The sequence below is a fragment of the Natronomonas sp. genome (genome assembly GCF_046483325.1).
Classification (GTDB): Archaea; Halobacteriota; Halobacteria; order Halobacteriales; family Haloarculaceae; genus Natronomonas.
This window is the reverse complement of the sequence record NZ_JAWODL010000020.1, coordinates 22,162-39,999: the sequence shown is the minus strand read 5'-3', so window position 1 is coordinate 39,999 and position 17,838 is coordinate 22,162. Positions and strand designations below refer to the sequence as shown.

Here is a 17,838-nt window from a genome sequence, read left to right as displayed (position 1 = left end):
CAACCACGCCCTCCACCTGCTCAACGAGGCAGACGACATCCCCTGCACCTCGTAGCGGGCGGGGATGTCGTCTGCCTCGTTGAGCAGGTGGAGGGCGTGGTTGTAGAGTTGCCTACAAGTTTCGACGTGGTGCAGAAGCGTCTCGGTGAGGGCTTCTGGCGGGTCGAGTCGATACTTGTAGTTGTACTGCATAGTCTACTCGTCTGAGTTGGGCTCGGAGACGCGGACGACTTTCACGTCGGCTCCCCGCCAGCGTTTGGGGACGATCACGTGGGCACTGTTCCCCGACGGTTTTGCGGTTCCGTCGAGGACTTCTTCTCCTTCGATTTCAAACCTATCCATCACCGATGTATAGATTATGGATAAACATAAAGGTGAGGGTGGCCTGTGGGCCGAGTGTCGCGGGTGTTTGAGAATCGTGCGGCGTTGACGAGACGCGTTGCGTCTCGTTAACGCTACTCGGTCGCTTCGCTCCCTGCGTTGCTCCCTGAGGAAGGGGACTTAGCGCCTAATTACAGTTAAAATGCTGATGGGTTCGGGCAGATTTGAACTGCCGGCCTCCTCCATGTCAAGGAGGTGTCATAACCAGCCTAGACCACGAACCCTCGCTGGCGTTTGCCTGCACTCCACGGTACCTCGGTGACATAATTGAACCTTTCGGAATAGCTCCCGCCTGTGGCGAGAAGACACGGAGCAGGGGCCGGAACGAGACGCACTCATCGCGTCGGTCGGGTCGCCAGCGATACCCTTATAAAGATGTACTTATTTGTACATTGTAACGCAGTCTTGATCACTAGTGATCATCATGAAGGAGTATATTCGACGGGTGGCCGACGGCAGAGATCTCACGCAAGCGGAAGCGCGCGAGGCGGCGAGAGCCGTATTCGAAGACGCGACTGAGGCACAGATCGGGGCGCTCTTGGCCGGACTTCGTGCGAAGGGCGAGACCGAAGCCGAGATCGCGGGCTTCGCAGAGGGAATGCGCGCCGCGGCCCGGACGATCACGCCCGACCGGGAACCGCTGGTCGATACCTGCGGGACGGGCGGGGACGGCCACGACACGATCAACGTCTCGACGACGAGCGCGTTCGTCGCCGCCGGGGCCGGCGTTCCGGTCGCGAAACACGGGAACTACTCGGTCTCCTCGTCCTCGGGGAGCGCGGACGTGCTCGAAGAGGCCGGCGTCACTATCGACGCCGAGCCATCGGCCGTCGAGCGCTGCATCGAGACGACCGGGATGGGATTCATGCTCGCACCCGTGTTTCACCCGGCGATGAAAGCGGTGATCGGACCGCGCAAGGAGCTGGGGATGCGGACGATATTCAACGTCCTCGGCCCGCTGACGAATCCGGCGGGTGCGGACGCACAGGTCGTGGGCGTCTACGATCCCGAGTTGGTCCCGGTGTTGGCCGAAGCGCTCTCGCGGATGGCCGTCGATCGAGCCATCGTCGTCCATGGCTCCGGGCTCGACGAGTTCGGCGTACACGGCGAATCGACGGTCGCCGAAGTGGACGGCGACTCCGTCGAGCGGTACACGATCGAACCGGACGACGTCGGTCTCGGTCGATACGATCTTTCGGAAGTCGGCGGCGGCACCCCCTCCGAGAACGCCAGCGACATGCGCGGGATCTTGGACGGATCGATCGACGGCGCAAAGCGGGCGATCATCCTCGCGAACGCGGGCGCGGCGATCTACGTGTCCGGATCCGCCGAAAGCATCGAAGCCGGCGTTGGCGCGGCACGGGACGCGATCGATTCGGGGGCCGCGATAGCGCAGTTGGAATCGCTCCGCGAGTTCACGCCATGACCCGCGTGAAGATCTGTGGGATCACGGTGCGGGAGGATCTCGCTACCGTCGTCGAGGCCGGGGCTGACGCCGTCGGGTTCACCGTCGATGTCCCCGTCGAGACGCCGCGTGAGATCACACCCGATCTGGCGGTTGAACTTTCCAGAGCAACGCCGCCGTTCGTCACCACCGTGTTGGTGACGATGCCCGATACCCCCGAATCGACGGTCGAGTTGGCCGAGCGGATCCAACCGGACGTCGTCCAGATACACGGCAATCTGAACCCGGGCGAACTCGCGTATCTCTCGGCGAAGATACACGGTGAGGTGATCAAGGCCGTATCCCCCGAAAACGCCGAGCGGTACGACACGGTCGCCGACGCGCTGCTCGTCGACTCGCTCGACGCATCGGGAGCGGGAGGAACGGGTGAGCGACACGATTGGAACCGGACGCGAGAACTCGTGGCGAGCCTCTCCTCGCCGATCATTCTCGCCGGGGGACTGACACCGGAGAACGTCGCCGGAGCGGTCGAAACGGTCGCGCCCTTCGGCGTCGACGTCGCGAGCGGCGTCGAATCGCGCCCAGGACGGAAGGACCCGAACGCCGTCACGTCTTTCGTCTCACGGGCGGGTGGTCGGCCGTGATCTCCGAATCGGAGTTCGTCGAGTTAGCCACCGACGGGCCGGCCGTGGTTCGAACCGTCGCCGATTTGGACGTCGTGACGGAACCGCTGGAGGCGTACGCGGCGTTGACCGGACGAACGACGAACGTAACGCCCGCCAAACACACCTTCCTCCTCGAGAGCGCCGGCAAGGTCGCATCGAGCGACCCTGATGGTGCGTTTCGGGCAGGTGACGGGGCCGATAGGCACGCGCGATACTCGTTCGTCGGCTACGATCCCGCCGCCGTCGTGACCGTCGACGGCGACGCGAACGGGACGGTCGAGATCGTCGACGATCGATACGAGGGCGTCTGCGAACCAAACGGCGGCGATACGGTCGCGACGCTTCGGGAGACGCTCCCGGACGCGTCGCTCCGGAACTTCCCGAAAACCGACCGCCAGCGGTTACAGGGCGGACTCGTCGGCTTCCTGGCGTACGAGGCGGTCTACGATCTCTGGCTCGAGGAGGTCGGGATCGACAAACCCGACTCGCGGGTGCCGAACGCCCAGTTCGTGTTGGCGACCAAGACGCTGGTCTTCGACGACACCGCAGAGACCGTATCGCTCGTGTTCACGCCGCTGGTTCGTCCCGACGATGACCCACGCGCGATCTACGCCGAAATCGAGGCGGAGATCGACCGCGTCGAATCGTTGCTCGCGGCGCGGGAGCCACTCGATACTGGCGGCTTCACCGCATTCGACGAGCGAGCAGGACCGAAAGACGAGTACGAGGAGTCGGTTCGACGGGCGAAAAAACACGTCCTCGACGGGGACATCTACCAAGGTGTCATCTCGCGAACGCGGGAGTTGGACGGTGACATCGACCCGCTCGGCCTCTACGAGGCATTGCGGTCGGTCAATCCATCACCCTATATGTACATTCTCGATTACGACGACCTCGCGGTAGTCGGGGCCTCGCCGGAGACGCTCGTGTCCGTTCGCGGTCGGGAGGTCATGAGCAATCCGATCGCCGGCACGTGCGCTCGGGGGACGAGTCCGGTCGAGGACCGGCGGCTTGCAGGCGAGATGCTCGCCGACGACAAGGAGCGGGCCGAACACACGATGTTGGTCGATCTCGCGCGTAACGACGTTCGCCGGGTCAGCGAGGCCGGAAGCGTCCGCGTCGAGGAGTTCATGAACGTCCTCAAATACAGCCACGTCCAACACATCGAATCGACAGTAACCGGCGAACTCGCCGACGACTGCGACGCGTTCGACGCGACGCGCGCATCGTTCCCCGCCGGGACGCTCTCCGGCGCTCCGAAGATTCGAGCGATGGAGATCATCGACGACCTCGAACGACAGCCCCGTGGCGTCTACGGCGGCGGCGTCGGGTACTACTCGTGGAGCGGCGACGCCGACTTCGCGATCGTGATCAGGACCGCCACGATCGAGCGTGGCGCGGGCGTGGACGGGACCGATCGAGTGACCGTCCAAGCCGGTGCTGGGATCGTCGCCGATTCGATCCCCGAGCGCGAATACGAGGAGACCGAAAAGAAAATGCACGGCGTCATCACGGCCTTACGGGAGATTCAAACCGGCGCACCGGGAGTGTCGCGATGACGACGGTACTGTTCATCGATAACTTCGATTCGTTCACCTACAACATCGTCGAGTATGTCAGCCAACACGACGGAACGGACGTCGAGGTGCTCCGGAACACCGCCGATCTCGAATCGGTTCGAGCGGTCGATCCCGACGCGATCGCCATCTCACCGGGGCCGGGCCATCCCAAGAACGACCGCGATGTGGGCGTGACGATGGAGGTACTCAGGGAGGTGAGTCCTGACGTGCCGACGCTCGGTATCTGTCTGGGACTCGAAGCGGCCGTCTACGAATACGGCGGCACGGTTGATCGTGCTCCTGAACCGATACACGGCAAGGCGTTCCCCGTCGATCACGACGGAAAGGGGGTCTTCCGCGGTCTCGAACAGGGCTTTCAGGGCGGTCGATATCACTCACTCGTCGCGCTCGACGTTCCCGGGTGCTTCGAGGTGACCGCCACGACCGATCACGACGGGGTCGAACTGGTGATGGGAATTCGTCACCGCGAGTACCCGATCGAGTGCGTACAGTTCCATCCCGAGTCGGTACTGACGGCTGTCGGACACGACATCATCGAGAATTTCCTGTGGAGCGTATAGTCGACCGGGGGCGACCCCGAATGAACGGTCGTCCGATTCGGAGGCCGAATCCCTGAAATACGTGAATTATATGAAGTGAAAATAATTTGTTATTTTTCGGAGATCGATGCCGACCGGAGTTCGAGCCCACACGACATGCCAATTCGTATCTCGGCGATCGAGTATCCACACTGTCTCCGACGAGGCTGCGAGCGGAGAGAGATTGAACCCCCGAGTATTTCCAATGGAAACGACGCTTCAGTACTGCGGTTATCTACACCATAATTTCACTTTCACTCCGGACCGCAAATCCTTATGTGTACTCCGTTAGTTCGTATCGGTCGTACGCGTGGGGCACAACGTATAGCAGGAACAAAGCACAGCATCGCGTGCCCTCAGCAAAACATCGATTCACCGATACATTTCCCGATGCCAAGGGTTATTTGGCACGCAACAGTACGCAGATTCCGTCAAGATGATTCGCACAGCACACGTCGTTGGGAGACAGAGAGGCGAAAAGATGACCGTATTCGACCGGAGGACTAACCGATGAGCGGAACCGACCTATCCGCGGACGAGATCACGCTTCCGATCAAGCGAACGATCGGGGAGACGCTGGAGGACCGCCTCACCGGGAACGCATATCACAACATTCTGCCGGCGCGATATCTCCGGAAGGACGCCGACGGAGAACTCACCGAAAGCCAAGAGGACCTCTTCGTTCGCGTCGCGCGGAACGTCGCGTTGGCCGAGGCGGTCTTCGAGGCCGAAAAGCGGGGGGTCGAGATCACCGTCACGCCCGAACAGCTCAAGCCGGGACACCCCCGACGCGACGAACTCGCCGCCGATGTCTTCGGAGCGGGCGTCACCGCCGGCTCGGACGCCGAGACGACGCTCTCAGTCTACAACGTCAACAAGTTCGCCTACGAGACGATCGTACCGGAGCTTCCCGAGAACGTACGAAAACACGTCGAAGCGACCGCCGACGCGTTCCAAGAGCAGATGGAACTGCTTTCCTTTATTCCGAACTCGCCGACGCTGATGAACGCCGGCGACGAACTCCAACAGCTCTCGGCCTGTTTCGTCGACTCGCCGGACGACGACATAGACGACATCCACCAGACGGCGAAGGAGGCAGCACAGGTGTTCCAATCCGGCGGCGGCATGGGGTACGCCTTCTGGCGCCTCCGGCCCTACGGGGACGCCGTCGGCTCCACGGGTGGGATCGCTTCCGGACCGATCACGTTCATGCGGACGTACGATCAGATGTGCGAAACGATCGCTCAGGGGGGCGCGCGGCGCGGCGCACAGATGGGCGTTATGCGGGTTTCCCATCCCGACGTCATCCAGTTTATCCACGCGAAGAACAAGGACGTCTCCTTGGCCGAGACGCTGCGGTTGAACGATCCGGACGATTTCACGCACACGTCTTTCGCGGACGCGTTGGACGAGGCCCGAGAACTCATCGACGAGGACGGAAAAGTCCCCGAACACCTCAGAAACGCCGTCGAGGGACATCTCTCGAACTTCAACATCTCGGTCGGGGTCACCGACGGCTTCATGGAGGCGCTCAAAGCCGGCGAGGAGTTCGTCTTCACCAACCCCCGAACCGAAGAACCGCACGTCGCTACCCCGGAGACGAAGGAACTCTACGATATGTTCGACCTCGGCGAGCACGTCGAGGTCGGTGAGGTCCTCTCTATCCCCGCCGAAAAGCTCTGGGAGCACATCCTCGAGGGCGCACACGAGAACGGCGAACCGGGCGTCGTGTATCTGGAGCGAATCAACAAAGAGCACTCCTTCGACGTCGAGAAGCATCCGGACCACCGAATTTTGGCGACAAACCCCTGCGGGGAGCAGCCGCTCGAGGAGTACGAAGCGTGTAATCTCGGCCACATCAACCTTTCGACGGTCGTCGGTCTTGACGCCCCCGACTGGCGGGTCTGGTACGACGAACACGGCGGTGGATACGACGATTTGGAGGCCGCAGTCGATGCCTTCCTCGAGGAAGCGATCGACTTCGAGGAGTTCGACGAACGGATCGAACTCGGCACCCGGTTCCTCGAGAACGTCGTCACGATGTCGGATTTCCCGGTCGAGAAGATCGAACAGAAAGTTCGGGCGATGCGCAAGATCGGCCTCGGTGTGATGGGGTTGGCGCAACTGTACATCCAACTCGGGATCAGATACGGCAGTGACGAGGGCAACGAGGTCGCCCGTCAGATGATGCGACACATCAACCACGGCTCGAAGTGGACCTCGCACGAACTCGCCGAGGAGCGCGGCGTCTTCGAGGAGTTCGAAAAAAGCAAGTACGCGAACCCAACGGAGTACCGCGAGTGGTTCGAAAGACAAACCGGCCTCGACGCCGACGAGTGGGAAGACGGCTTCGGGATGCGAAACCACAACACCACGACGATCGCGCCGACCGGGACGACCTCGATGGTCGGCAACACGACCGGCGGCTGTGAGCCGATCTACAACGTCGCCTACTACAAGAACGTCTCCGACGACGTACAGGGCGACGAGATGCTCGTCGAGTTCGACGACTACTTCCTCCGCGTGCTGGAGGAGAACGGACTCGACGTCGAGGCGGTCAAGGAGGAAGCCCAAGAGCAGATGGCGACGAACCAGTTCAACGGCATCGACGGTCTCTCGACGGTGCCCGACGCGATCGGCGAGCTGTTCGTGACGACCGGAGATCTCGTGGCGAAAGATCACGCAGGCGTGCAGGTCGCCTGTCAGGAGGGCGTCGACTCGGCGATCTCGAAGACGGTCAACGCGCCGAACGACTCGACGCTCGAGGACGCAAAGGAGGTCTTCGAGTACATTTACGACCATGGCGGGAAGGGCGTCACCTACTACCGCGATGGAACCCGCTCGAAGCAGGTGCTCACGACGCGTGCACAGAACGCCGAGTTCTCCGACATGGACGAAGCGGAGGCCGCCGAAGCCATCGTCGAGAACATCGAGGAGATCTTCGGCGGCATCGAAGGCTTCCTCGACAGCGAGGAAGTCGCGGCCGTTCTGGAAACGGATATCCGGGAACTGCTGGACGTCTCGCCGGAACTCGGCAAGAAGCAGGCCCGTCCCGACGTCCTCCACGGCGTGACCCAGCGAATCGACACCGGCTACGGGAAGCTATACGTCAACATCAACGAGAACCCCGAAAACGGCCGGCCGTTCGAGCTGTTCGCGAACATCGGCAACTCCGGCGGATTCACCGCCTCGTTCACCGAGGCGCTCGCGAAGACGATCTCGACGGCGCTGCGATCGGGCGTCGATCCCCAGGAGATCGCCGACGAACTGCAGGGTATCCGCTCGCCGAAGGTCGCCTGGGACAAGGGCGAGCAGATCAACTCGATTCCGGACGCGATCGGGACGGCGATGCGCCGATACCTCGACGGCGAGGTCGACAAGGCGTACCCACAACAGCAGAACCTCACGGAGATCGCCGACGACGCCGAGACCGGGACCAAATCCAACGCCGAGGCGACACCGCCGGAAACCGACGGTGGCGCGGTGTCGGCGGGCGAGATAGCGCCTTCACCGAACGACGACACCGATACCGCACAGTCGCTCATCGACGCCGGGGAATCCCCCGAGTGTCCCGACTGCGGGAACATGACGCTGTACTACTCGGAGGGCTGCAAGACCTGCGAAAGCTGCGGTTGGTCGGAGTGTTGAGCCGGTAGCGATCCGCCCGGCGTATGCGGCGGCCTATCGCCGCCCCGGAGACTTTTTGTTCGTCTCGATCACGAACGTAGTATGGACGATGAGCCGAGGTCCAACGGCCGACCGTGTCCAATGTGTGGGACACAGATGTACAAGCGGCACTGTAAGTACGTCTGCCCACAGCACGGCGTCGTAGTCGACTGTAGCGATCCGTTCGTGTTTTAATATCAGATCGCCGCATCGTCCGATAGCCGCTTGTAAGCCGGACGCGAGAGTGCCGACAACAGCGCGAGCGCGATCGTCGTCCCGAGCAAGAGAGGACTCGCCGACAGCCCGGTGGTCACTAACTGCCCCATGGAAGCGCCGAGCAGGACGGCAGTTCCGACCCACGGCGCCTCGCCGACCGCGGTCCCGAGGACGTACGGGCGGACCGGTACGCCGGCGAGTCCGGCGGCGTACGAAACTGGATCGGTCGGAAGCGGTGCCAACCGGACGGCGACGACCCCGCGGAGGTCACCGGTCGTTCGGCGAACCGCTTTACCGGCCTCCCCGATACGCGCGAAAAGCCCGGCATCGTGGCCGAGATACCGAGCGAGCAGATACGGCGGAAACGTCGTCACGACCGCGCCGGCGAGGGCCACCGGGATAGCGAGGGGACCGAACAGATAGCCGAGAAGAATCGAGAGGGCGCTGATCGGCCACGCGAGAACGGGCCTCGTGAGATAGAGCGCGACGAGCGCGAAGGCGAGCAACGCTGGACGGTCCGCGAGGAGATCCATCTGACCGAGGATCGCCTCCGGTGACGTCGAGATCGCCGCGAGCGCGGCGATCGCCGCAAGGATGGCGATCGCGAACAGTTGTCGAACGGTCGCGCGATGCACGGCCGAACGATTCGCCTCGTGAGTCAAACCTCTTGTGGTCGCGAGAGGACCCGTAAGTCTATTTCTCATCACCACATAGCCGTCGCGTGGAGACTGACGATCCCGTGGAACTCGGGGTGCAGCTGCTCGCTCGACTCGAGCACGCGGAGCTCTCGCTCCCCGAGGTGATCGATCGAATCGAGACTGTGAGCACTCACCCGGAGACGACGCGCGCGATCCTCGAAGGGGCCGAGCGACGCGGCCACATCGACCGCGACGGGGAGACGGTCAAACCGGTTTCGGGTCAGTTCCTCAGTTTCGAAAGCGGGGTCGTCTCCCGCGAGGGGGAGTTCGAGTGTCGCCGCTGTGGCGCGTCGATTTCGACGGGGTATTTTATGAAGCTCGAAGCGGGTGAACACGGTCCGTTCGGCTCCTCGTGTATCCGAAAGGTAACGGGCAGGGAGTGACCGAGGCGCCGAAACGGAGGGGTCAGACGTGTTCAGTACGAGGCACCACACCGAGGACACATCGGCGGCCCGTTTGCGGGAGCGCGAGCCCACAGTGTGGGCATTCGTCGCCAACGTGGTAGCACCGTCGATGAGCCCTTCGAGTCGTCGGGTGATCGCTCGGCCGTGCGTCTCATCGACCGCGTCGGAGCTCGTCGACGAGCTGTTCGATGAGTTCTCGTTGGGACTCGATGAGTTCGGTCTGTCGATCGATACGTTCGGAAAGTTCGTCGACGCGGGTCGCGAGCGCGTCGGGCTCCTCACTCGACTCGTTCGCCGTCGACGCAGACGGCGGTCCCTCCGCGGGTGACGACGAGGCGTTCGTTTCGAGTACACCGTCTCCGTCGCTACCTCTGGAGGCAGCCGGCTCAGCGTCCGAGGAGGGCGACCGCGCGGTGGAGACGAAATCGTCGTCCGCCGCCTTCGATTCGGTCGGCTCGGCGTCCGCTTCGGGACCGTTCTCGGCGGGGGCCGTCGAGTCCGCGGAGGTCGTTTCACCATCCGGATCCGCGAGTTCGGCTCGGAGTTCCTCGATCGACTCGACGCCGTGGAATCCGAAGACCGCGTCTTGAATCACGCGGCGGACGGTTCCCGCGCGTTCGTTCGGGACCTTGACGCGTCGCCGCCGTTCCCGCGTTTCGAGGACGACCTGCGTGGCGACGCTGCCACGCTCGAAGTCCAGTGCCGATAAGTCGGTGTACTCTACGGTCTCGAAGTCGCCGTCCCAGACGGCGCTACCGACCTGTTCGAAGAGTCGTCGGTCGGTGACGACGAGAGTGAGCTCGCTGAATCGGAACAGCGCCTCGATGGGTTCGTCTTCGGAGACGATGCCAGTCGTCAGCAAGACACCCCGCGTCATCGCCTCGACGGCCGAATCCGTGATCTCCGATGGGACAGTGAAACTCGCCTCGCTATCGATGGTTTGGAGATGGATCACACTTTTCCGCCGTTTCGTCTGGACGGCGAGTCGGTCGATGGCGTGAGTGAACGTCTCGACCGATTCGTCCTTCAATAGCCCTTCGGAGCGGTACAAAAACGTCGTCTCGTCGGTCACGGCGATCGTGTCCCCACCGCCGATTTCGATGCGATCGGTGACCGTCGCGTCGCCGACCGCCTCCGACAGCAGATCCGGGAGTTCGCGCATACCTGTGCTGTCCCCGCACCGAAGCATAAAATGCGGTGATCGTGCGGAGGGGTGACACCCCGAATCGACCGACGGAGATAGGAACCTTGAAGAGCGAGAGCGAGCAATCCGAAGATGAGCCCGGGTGGCTTAGCTGGACATAGCGCCGCACTCATAGGGTACGAGGCGGTACCGTGATGTCCTGAGGCGCCGCCTGCGCCTCGTTCCTGGGACATGCGGAGATCGAGGGTTCGGAGCCCTCCCCGGGCACTTCTCACAAATCACCACCTGCGAGCGATAGGTGAGCCATCGGATCGCGATGCGTGACGATCTCGAGCGTCGTTACCTTTTGAAAACGGCCCGACCAGCCACGCACGGTACTCCGATTCGTGTTGACAGCGTCTATCAACAGTCTCAGCGTGATACTCTCGAGCGTTATCTGTGGTGGTATCGCGATCACTCCCCGGAGTCCCCGTGGGTGGCGACGTGCGGCGCTGACAGAGCGCGCCGGCCAATCGGGTAGGCTGAAAAAGGCGCGATATTAATGTAAGTAGTATTATATATATTCGAATAGTTTTGAACGTACAGGTCTCGAATAGGTCGTATCGAATTTTTAGGTGGCACGAAAAATATTATTTTATTGATAAGTTATAAGTGACCTGAGCCCGTACATACGGATGCAATGAGCACCCAAAAGGAGATCCAACAGAAGGCGGACACCGTCGGGGAGAACGGCCTCAGACTCGACACCGAGAAGGCCGAACAGATCGTCGACGCGCTGAATACGGACCTCGCCGATGCGTACGTCCTGTACCACCAGCTGCACAAACACCACTGGAACGTCGAGGGGGCAGAGTTCCTCGAGATCCATCGGTTCCTCCAGGAAGTGTACGAGGACGTCGAAGACGCGGCCGACGAGCTCGCCGAGCGCCTGCAGGCACTCGGTGGGGTTCCACACGCCAGCATGACGGCGCTCGCGGAAAACGCGACGGTCGAAGCGGAGGACGAGGACGTCTACGACATCCGAACCTCGCTCTCGAACGACCTCGAAATGATGGGCGATATGATCGAGAGCTACCGTCAACACGTCGAACTCGCGGAGGGACTCGGTGACTACGCGACGAGCGAAATGCTCCGCGAACAGCTCGAGACCGTCGAAGAACACGCCCACCACATCGAGCACTACCTCGAGAACGACACGCTCGTCCTCGAATCCGCGACGAACTGAGCCGACGTTCGAACGCGCTATCTGACGTCGGGTGCCGTCTCGTCGGTTCGCCCAGGCAGTTCGATTTCTATTTCCAGTTCGGTGTCGTCGACGCCCTCGAACTCTATCTCGAGTTCGATCGGTTCACCGAACGCGAAAGGCAGTTCCCACTCGTCTGTGACGAGGCGGAGTTCGTCGCCGTCGCGGAGTTGTTCGCCCAGTCGGATGAGAAATTCCCCGATCTCGCGCGCATCGAGACGGTACTCCGTTTCGAAGTTTCGCCCCTCTCGGATCACTGTTCGATCGCCGTCGCGTTCGGAGGACTCGGACTCGTCCGTCGTTTCGGTCCTATCGGACATAGGTTATCGGCGGACCTCGACGGTGAAATCGCTCGCAATCCACCCGTCAGTGTTTCCGGACTCGATGAAGACCGACTTCTCGGGACAGCTCTCACAGCGAGTGATATCCGGACAGCGAGCGGACGACGATCCGACCGTCCGTTCCGTCCGGCGTCGGGTACTGGCAACCATTGACCGTATTTAGGTAAGCCTAAACCAAAAAGAATGCGGTTCGGCATGAGTGTGTCAACACTACGCACAGTCGTCCGCGTTCGGATCGACGTGGGGAGCGAACGAAGCATCTTCCGAGTCGACGCCGTCCCCCACAGACGAATCGAGTAGCGACACCGCGAGTCTGTCGGCGATCTCCGGACTGACGCGTCCCCCAAGGCGAGCGTCGCGTCGACGCCGCTCCGACCGCTCGGTCGCTAATTCGGCAGCCGTCCCGACCGATCGAGGATCGCGAGACCGATCACCGTGACGGCGAGGAAGACGGCGCTCGTTCGGAAGACCGCGTCGTAAGCGTAGCCGGATTCGACGAACACCCCGAGGACGAACGATCCGAGCGATTGTGCGAGCATCCACGCGGAGCTGAACACCGCGTAGGCGCTTCCTCGAACCGAGTCCGGAAACGTATCGAGGAGATACGTGTCCGTGGCCGGAAACATCGCGTGGATGATGAAACCGATGGCTCCCGAGACGGCGATCACCCCGAAAAGTCCGTCCACAAGCGTCAACACGAGCAGGCTGATCGAGAACGCGCCGACGATACCAAGCAGATACGGAACGCGCGGGAGCCGATCAGCCAGATCACCGCCGAAATAAAACGCGGGAATGCCGGCCGCGAAAATGAGGCTGAGCATCAAGCCCGACGCTCGGGGGGAGAGCCCCTTGGACTGCATGTACAGCTCGTAGAAATTGAACACGCCCTGCCAGATGAACGACGCCGTCCCGACGATGGCCAGGCCGGTAGCGATGATTCGCCACTGCGAGAGCGCGTCGGCGACGAAATCGCGATCCTTCCCGCCCGCCGTGGGCAGGTCGGTCCGTCTCGCGGTGACACCGGTGTAGACCGTCACCACCGCCGCGCCGACGGCGATCGCCCACAGCGAGAGCCGCCAATCGACGACGACCGTGAGCGCCACGAGCGGGGCCGCGATCACCGCTGCAATCTGACTCGCAGCCCCGTGAATCCCCATGAATCGGCCGACGTTGTTCGGGAACAACTCGCTCACGAACGGGTTGGCCGAAACGAAGTAGACGCCCGAGGCGGTGCCCATCAAGAACGCGCCCAGCATGAGTTGTGTCACTGACGTCGACGTGGCGGCGGACGCGGACGCGATCGCGAGGATTGCCCCGGAGCTGGTCACGACGTGGTGGCGCGGCACCTTGGTCAGCAGCCACCCGGTCGGCAACCGCGGGAACGCGCTCCCGACCCACGCGAACGTCACGAGCAGTCCGGCCGTCGCCTCGCCGATCGTGAACTCCGCGATGATGACGTTCAAAAGCGGCGCGAAGATGATCCGAGCGAGGTTGAGAAGAAACACGAGCCCACAGAGGGTGGTAAACAGGCGGGTGCGGCTCACAGACGGTGTTCTCGATATGTGGCTTATAACGTTCCGAAATCGGGGAATGAGCGGCGCGATTCGACGGCTATGATAACGGACCACCAGACGCGTTATGCCCGGAGAACGCGTACGGAGCGGTATGCGCGAACTCGTCTTCGCCCTCGAATACGAACTCGGCTGCAACAGGGTGGCCGACATACTCGCCGACCACCCCGACGCCCGGATCCGATCGCTATCGTTACACGCCACCGAGGAGCGCCTCTGGCGGGTCGATCACGCCACCGGCGAACCGGGGGCGCTAGACGATATCGAAGCCGCGTTTCTCAACAACGACTACTACGCAGACTGTCTCGCGACGGAGGAGTGCGGCGCGTCCCAGAACACTCGCGTCCTCGATCGCACCGACGACACGCTCGTTCTCTACTCCGACTGGGAGCGAACGCCGACCTGCGCGTCCGTACCCCACATCGCCCGCGACCACCTCGGCGATGGCGTGCTGTTCGAGACGCGTCACGAGAGCCGCCACTACACGTGGCGCATCATTCACTCCGGGGAGGGCGACGTCACCGCGTTCTTCCGTGATCTCGACGGGGCGGTCGGCGACTGTGCGAAGACGGAGATGCTCCGGACGACAAACACGGATTCGACAGGGAGGACGGACACCGGCGGGTATGAGTTGTCTTCCGAACAGGAAGCCGCCCTCGTCGCCGCCGTCGAACACGGCTACTACGAGTCCCCGCGCGAGGTTGACGTCGGTGGACTCGCCGACCACCTCGACGTACCGCGGTCGACGCTCACTTATCGACTCCGGCGGGCCGAAGAACACCTGGCGAAGCGCCACGTCGCCGGCGATCGACCGATCGACGCGCCGTCGGCACCGCTGTATAGTAACAAGTGAAGCAACCACTCGCCGGCTCTGTGGTGCAGTTCTGCGCCTGTCACTCCGTAGTCGTCGCTGTCGAGATACCGGCTCTGTAGCGTGTCTCACGGTCGTCGTCGGGTAATATGTATTCGACGTCGATACGAGCGACAGGTACTGTACTCATCCTAAAAGGTCGCGCACCGCTTGTCGTACACGACGGGCGGGTTCGAGAAGTCTGGTTTCCCTGCGTACTCGCCCTGCCATGCGTGGCCAACGACGTAGGTGGCGGCCCACAGAAATTCGTCCACAGTCTCGCGGAGAGGTGCGGCGTCATCGCTGTCTACGTCCAGTTTGACCGGAACAGTACGCCGCACCTCCATACTTCAGACGTGAGTCTGGTAGGTTTTTTGCGTTGGGGGAAAAGGGCGGCAACAGTCTATGGGCTGCGGCTGGGTTGTCGGCTTCCTCTCCGACCTACTCACGTCGTGCTCCCGGCCGAGCGACGGAAGCCCTTGCTCCTTGAGACCGGAGGCTCGGCTTCAAAACCGCTGAAACTATGTACACACCGATCACACCGCCGTCGCGCGATCGGATGTGCAGCGACGTCCAGTGGCTACCGTAGCCGACCCGAATAGTTGGAATGTTCCAACAAAGGCTTATTCAGCTACCGCCCCCACCTCGAGGTGATGAACGACGACCCGAACGCGATGGGGGAACCGAGTGAGCAGGGGCGACGACGGGAGCTGACCGCCCGCCTCGCCGTCCCCGAGATGGATTGTCCCTCCTGCGCGCAGAAGGTCGACAAGGGCCTACAACGCCTCGACGGCATCGTCGACGTCACGCTCCAACCGACCACCGGCACGGCCGCCGTCACGTACGACGCCTATCGAACCGATGAGAGAGCCGTCGTCGAGGCCATCGAGGCGGTCGGCTACGAAGTCGTCGGGGGCACGGATCCCGGCGGTGGGGAGGGGAGTGGATCGACGAACGGCGTCGACATCGCACCGCCGACCGAGGTCTGGACTGGTCCCCGCGCGAAGAAGACGTGGCTCGGCGCGGTGTTCGTCACGCTCGGACTCGGCTTCGAGTTCGTGCTGACGGGGCAAAACGTCGCGGTGGCGAGCGTCCTCGGCTATCCGCTGTCCCTCGCCGATGGACTGTTTCTCGTGGCCATCGTCGCCAGCGGCACACCCGTCGTCCGCAGCGGCTACTACTCGGCGAGAAATCGGAGTCTCGACATCGACCTGTTGATGGGAACTGCCATCATCGCCGCGACCGGTATCGGCTACTTCGTCGAGGCGGCGACGCTCGCGGTGCTTTTCAGCGTCGCCGAGTTGCTGGAGGATTACGCGATGGACCGAGCGCGCGATTCCCTGCGCGAACTGATGGAGCTGTCGCCGGACGAGGCCACGGTCCGACGCGACGGTGAGGAGACGACCGTCGCCGCGGAGGACGTGGCCGTCGGTGAGATCGTAGTCGTTCGTCCGGGCGAGAAGATCCCGCTCGACGGGACGGTCACTGAGGGCGAAAGCGCGGTCGACGAATCTCCGATCACCGGCGAGAGCGTGCCGGTCGACGCGACCCCCGGCGACGAGGTGTATGCCGGCTCGATCAACGAAGGGGGCTATCTCGAGATCGAGATCACCTCGACCGCGGGCAATTCGACGCTCTCGCGGATCATCGAGATGGTCCAGGGCGCACAGGCGAAACAAACCGAAACCGAGCAGTTCGTCGACCGGTTCGCGGGATACTACACGCCGGTCGTGGTAATCTTGGCTATCCTGACCGCCGCCATCCCGCCTCTCCTCATCGCCGAGCCGATCTCGGTGACCGTGGCGGGCTACGGGATCGCGTTCGTCGGCGATTGGCGGACCTGGTTCATCCGCGGCCTCACGCTGTTGGTCATCGCGTGTCCGTGCGCGTTCGTCATCTCGACGCCGGTGTCGGTCGTTTCGGGGATCACGAGCGCCGCGAAGAACGGCGTCCTGATCAAGGGGGGTAACCACCTCGAAGCGATGGGTGAGGTCGACGCGATCGCCCTCGACAAGACCGGCACGCTCACCAGAGGCGAACTCGCCGTCACCGACGTCGTCCCGGTCGAGGGGGTCGACGAGTCGACGCTCCTCCGCCGCGCCGCCGGCCTCGAACGCCGCAGCGAGCACCCCATAGCGACGGCGATCATCGCCCGTGCCGACGTCGCTGGCGGGGGCGACGTCCCAGAACCGGCTAGGTTCGAGAGTTTGACCGGCAAAGGGATTCGCGGCGAGATCGAAGGCGAGACGTACTACGCCGGCAAGCCCGCGCTCTTCGAGGAATTGGGATTCGACTTCTCGCGAGCCCGAACGAAGACCGACGGGGGCGTCGTCACGACCGACGATACCGAATCGGACGCCGAGGCTGGTGCGTTCGCCGACGGAACGCTCGCCGCGCTGGAACGAGCGGGCAAGACAGTCGTCCTCGTCGGGACGGACACGGAGCTGTTGGGCGCAATCGCCATCGCCGACGAGGTACGCCCCGAATCGAGGCGGGCCGTCCAGCGCCTGCAGGCGCTCGGCGTCGAACACGTCGTCATGCTGACCGGCGACAACGAGGGGACGGCGCGAGCGATCGCCGAACGGGTCGGCGTCGACGAGTACCGCGCAGAACTCCTGCCCGAAGACAAGGTCGCCGCCGTCGAAGCCCTGCGAGACGAGTATGGCGCGGTGGCGATGGTCGGCGACGGGATCAACGACGCCCCCGCGCTCGCGACCGCCGACGTCGGGATCGCGATGGGCGCGGCGGGCACCGATACGGCCCTCGAAACCGCCGATATCGCGCTGATGAGCGACGACATCGGAAAGCTCCCGTACCTCTATGCGCTCTCGCACACTGCCAACGGAGTCATCCGACAGAACATCTGGGCGAGCCTCGGCGTGAAGTTCCTGCTCGCGCTCGGCGTCCCGCTGGGCCTCGTCAGCGTCGCGCTGGCCGTCGTCGTCGGCGACATGGGCATGAGCCTCGGGGTCACCGGAAACGCGATGCGGCTGTCGCGGATTCGGCCCGAACGGTTCGAGTAAGGTTTTTTAAATAATCGATTTTCAACACACAGCGCACATCTCACCCGAAGTTCCCGCTCGAAAGACGTATCCT

The 17,838-nt window shown here is 62.9% G+C and carries 16 protein-coding genes, 2 tRNA genes and 1 pseudogene; 11 read left to right on the top strand and 8 right to left on the bottom strand.

Annotated features, from left to right (window positions below; all coding sequences use genetic code 11):
- From R6U53_RS07245 to R6U53_RS07235, 3 genes are all read right to left on the bottom strand, one after another.
- A partial coding sequence (locus tag R6U53_RS07245) for a helix-turn-helix domain-containing protein (RefSeq protein WP_410321695.1) occupies positions 1 to 192 on the bottom strand: 192 nt, incomplete at its 3' end.
- A gap of 3 nt (positions 193 to 195) precedes the next feature.
- Positions 196 to 342, bottom strand: a complete 147-nt coding sequence (locus R6U53_RS07240; protein ID WP_410321694.1) for a DUF2080 family transposase-associated protein — start codon at positions 340 to 342, stop codon at positions 196 to 198.
- A gap of 188 nt (positions 343 to 530) precedes the next feature.
- A tRNA-Val gene (locus R6U53_RS07235) sits at positions 531 to 605 on the bottom strand.
- Positions 606 to 805: 200 nt separating this feature from the next.
- On the opposite strand from R6U53_RS07235, the gene trpD reads away from it, so the two are divergent.
- The 6 genes from trpD to R6U53_RS07205 all read left to right on the top strand — a co-directional run bounded on the left by trpD (position 806) and on the right by R6U53_RS07205 (position 8,470).
- Positions 806 to 1,807 (top strand): anthranilate phosphoribosyltransferase, encoded by a 1,002-nt coding sequence (gene trpD / locus R6U53_RS07230; RefSeq protein ID WP_410321693.1) that lies wholly within the window; start codon positions 806 to 808, stop codon positions 1,805 to 1,807.
- Positions 1,804 to 2,430 carry a phosphoribosylanthranilate isomerase gene (locus R6U53_RS07225; RefSeq protein WP_410321692.1) on the top strand — a complete coding sequence of 209 codons (627 nt, stop codon included), beginning with the start codon at positions 1,804 to 1,806 and terminating at the stop codon, positions 2,428 to 2,430. The genes trpD and R6U53_RS07225 overlap by 4 nt, the downstream gene beginning before the upstream one ends.
- Complete coding sequence (gene trpE / locus R6U53_RS07220) at positions 2,427 to 4,010, top strand: anthranilate synthase component I (RefSeq protein WP_410321691.1); 1,584 nt, start codon at positions 2,427 to 2,429, stop codon at positions 4,008 to 4,010. The genes R6U53_RS07225 and trpE overlap by 4 nt, the downstream gene beginning before the upstream one ends.
- Positions 4,007 to 4,591 carry an anthranilate synthase component II gene (trpG, locus tag R6U53_RS07215; protein ID WP_410321690.1) on the top strand — a complete coding sequence of 195 codons (585 nt, stop codon included), beginning with the start codon at positions 4,007 to 4,009 and terminating at the stop codon, positions 4,589 to 4,591. Before trpE ends, trpG begins: the two co-directional genes overlap by 4 nt.
- 528 nt (positions 4,592 to 5,119) lie before the next feature.
- The gene (locus tag R6U53_RS07210) at positions 5,120 to 8,257 is read left to right on the top strand and encodes an adenosylcobalamin-dependent ribonucleoside-diphosphate reductase (protein ID WP_410321689.1); all 3,138 of its coding nucleotides are present in this window, start codon (positions 5,120 to 5,122) and stop codon (positions 8,255 to 8,257) included.
- An 81-nt stretch (positions 8,258 to 8,338) separates the two neighbouring features.
- Complete coding sequence (locus R6U53_RS07205; protein ID WP_410321688.1) at positions 8,339 to 8,470, top strand: HVO_2523 family zinc finger protein; 132 nt, start codon at positions 8,339 to 8,341, stop codon at positions 8,468 to 8,470.
- 2 nt (positions 8,471 to 8,472) lie between these two features.
- Here the strand turns inward: R6U53_RS07205 and R6U53_RS07200 are convergent, their stop codons facing one another.
- Entirely contained in the window at positions 8,473 to 9,126 is a 654-nt protein-coding gene (locus R6U53_RS07200; protein ID WP_410321687.1) for a TVP38/TMEM64 family protein, read from the bottom strand.
- 86 nt (positions 9,127 to 9,212) lie between these two features.
- Here R6U53_RS07200 and R6U53_RS07195 point away from each other — a divergent pair, with 86 nt between their 5' ends.
- Positions 9,213 to 9,572 carry a DUF5830 family protein gene (locus R6U53_RS07195; RefSeq protein ID WP_410321686.1) on the top strand — a complete coding sequence of 120 codons (360 nt, stop codon included), beginning with the start codon at positions 9,213 to 9,215 and terminating at the stop codon, positions 9,570 to 9,572.
- Between the two features lie 172 nt (positions 9,573 to 9,744).
- Here R6U53_RS07195 and R6U53_RS07190 read toward each other — a convergent pair whose 3' ends face one another.
- On the bottom strand, positions 9,745 to 10,755 hold the full coding sequence (locus R6U53_RS07190; protein WP_410321685.1) for a hypothetical protein: 1,011 nt from the start codon (positions 10,753 to 10,755) through the stop codon (positions 9,745 to 9,747).
- 118 nt (positions 10,756 to 10,873) lie between these two features.
- On the opposite strand from R6U53_RS07190, the gene R6U53_RS07185 reads away from it, so the two are divergent.
- Both R6U53_RS07185 and dpsA read left to right on the top strand, forming a co-directional pair.
- Positions 10,874 to 11,004: transfer RNA gene (locus R6U53_RS07185), tRNA-Met, on the top strand.
- A 412-nt stretch (positions 11,005 to 11,416) separates the two neighbouring features.
- On the top strand, positions 11,417 to 11,962 hold the full coding sequence (gene dpsA, locus R6U53_RS07180; protein WP_410321684.1) for a DNA starvation/stationary phase protection protein DpsA: 546 nt from the start codon (positions 11,417 to 11,419) through the stop codon (positions 11,960 to 11,962).
- Positions 11,963 to 11,979: 17 nt separating this feature from the next.
- On the opposite strand, the gene R6U53_RS07175 is transcribed toward dpsA, so the two are convergent.
- Positions 11,980 to 12,300: an amphi-Trp domain-containing protein gene (locus R6U53_RS07175; protein ID WP_410321683.1), complete on the bottom strand. Its 321-nt coding sequence runs from the start codon at positions 12,298 to 12,300 to the stop codon at positions 11,980 to 11,982.
- A 407-nt stretch (positions 12,301 to 12,707) separates the two neighbouring features.
- Positions 12,708 to 13,865: an MFS transporter gene (locus R6U53_RS07170; protein WP_410321682.1), complete on the bottom strand. Its 1,158-nt coding sequence runs from the start codon at positions 13,863 to 13,865 to the stop codon at positions 12,708 to 12,710.
- A gap of 121 nt (positions 13,866 to 13,986) precedes the next feature.
- Here R6U53_RS07170 and R6U53_RS07165 point away from each other — a divergent pair, with 121 nt between their 5' ends.
- Entirely contained in the window at positions 13,987 to 14,745 is a 759-nt protein-coding gene (locus tag R6U53_RS07165; RefSeq protein ID WP_410321681.1) for a helix-turn-helix domain-containing protein, read from the top strand.
- Here R6U53_RS07165 and R6U53_RS07160 read toward each other — a convergent pair.
- Positions 14,739 to 15,089, bottom strand: a pseudogene (locus R6U53_RS07160) (RNA-guided endonuclease TnpB family protein); the annotation flags it as partial. The gene R6U53_RS07165 and the pseudogene R6U53_RS07160 overlap by 7 nt on opposite strands.
- A 306-nt stretch (positions 15,090 to 15,395) precedes the next feature.
- Here R6U53_RS07160 and R6U53_RS07155 point away from each other — a divergent pair.
- Entirely contained in the window at positions 15,396 to 17,765 is a 2,370-nt protein-coding gene (locus R6U53_RS07155) for a heavy metal translocating P-type ATPase (RefSeq protein WP_410321680.1), read from the top strand.
- The last annotated feature ends 73 nt before the right edge of the window (positions 17,766 to 17,838 follow it).

What these genes read in the sequence shown, in the direction of transcription:
- R6U53_RS07240 (WP_410321694.1), bottom strand. Translation starts at nt 342, where the DNA reads ATGGATAGGTTTGAAATCGAAGGAGAAGAAGTCCTCGACGGAACCGCA.
- trpD (WP_410321693.1), top strand. Translation starts at nt 806, where the DNA reads ATGAAGGAGTATATTCGACGGGTGGCCGACGGCAGAGATCTCACGCAA.
- R6U53_RS07225 (WP_410321692.1), top strand. Translation starts at nt 1,804, where the DNA reads ATGACCCGCGTGAAGATCTGTGGGATCACGGTGCGGGAGGATCTCGCT.
- trpG (WP_410321690.1), top strand. Translation starts at nt 4,007, where the DNA reads ATGACGACGGTACTGTTCATCGATAACTTCGATTCGTTCACCTACAAC.
- R6U53_RS07210 (WP_410321689.1), top strand. Translation starts at nt 5,120, where the DNA reads ATGAGCGGAACCGACCTATCCGCGGACGAGATCACGCTTCCGATCAAG.
- R6U53_RS07205 (WP_410321688.1), top strand. Translation starts at nt 8,339, where the DNA reads ATGGACGATGAGCCGAGGTCCAACGGCCGACCGTGTCCAATGTGTGGG.
- R6U53_RS07190 (WP_410321685.1), bottom strand. Translation starts at nt 10,755, where the DNA reads ATGCGCGAACTCCCGGATCTGCTGTCGGAGGCGGTCGGCGACGCGACG.
- dpsA (WP_410321684.1), top strand. Translation starts at nt 11,417, where the DNA reads ATGAGCACCCAAAAGGAGATCCAACAGAAGGCGGACACCGTCGGGGAG.
- R6U53_RS07175 (WP_410321683.1), bottom strand. Translation starts at nt 12,300, where the DNA reads ATGTCCGATAGGACCGAAACGACGGACGAGTCCGAGTCCTCCGAACGC.
- R6U53_RS07165 (WP_410321681.1), top strand. Translation starts at nt 13,987, where the DNA reads ATGCGCGAACTCGTCTTCGCCCTCGAATACGAACTCGGCTGCAACAGG.
- R6U53_RS07155 (WP_410321680.1), top strand. Translation starts at nt 15,396, where the DNA reads ATGAACGACGACCCGAACGCGATGGGGGAACCGAGTGAGCAGGGGCGA.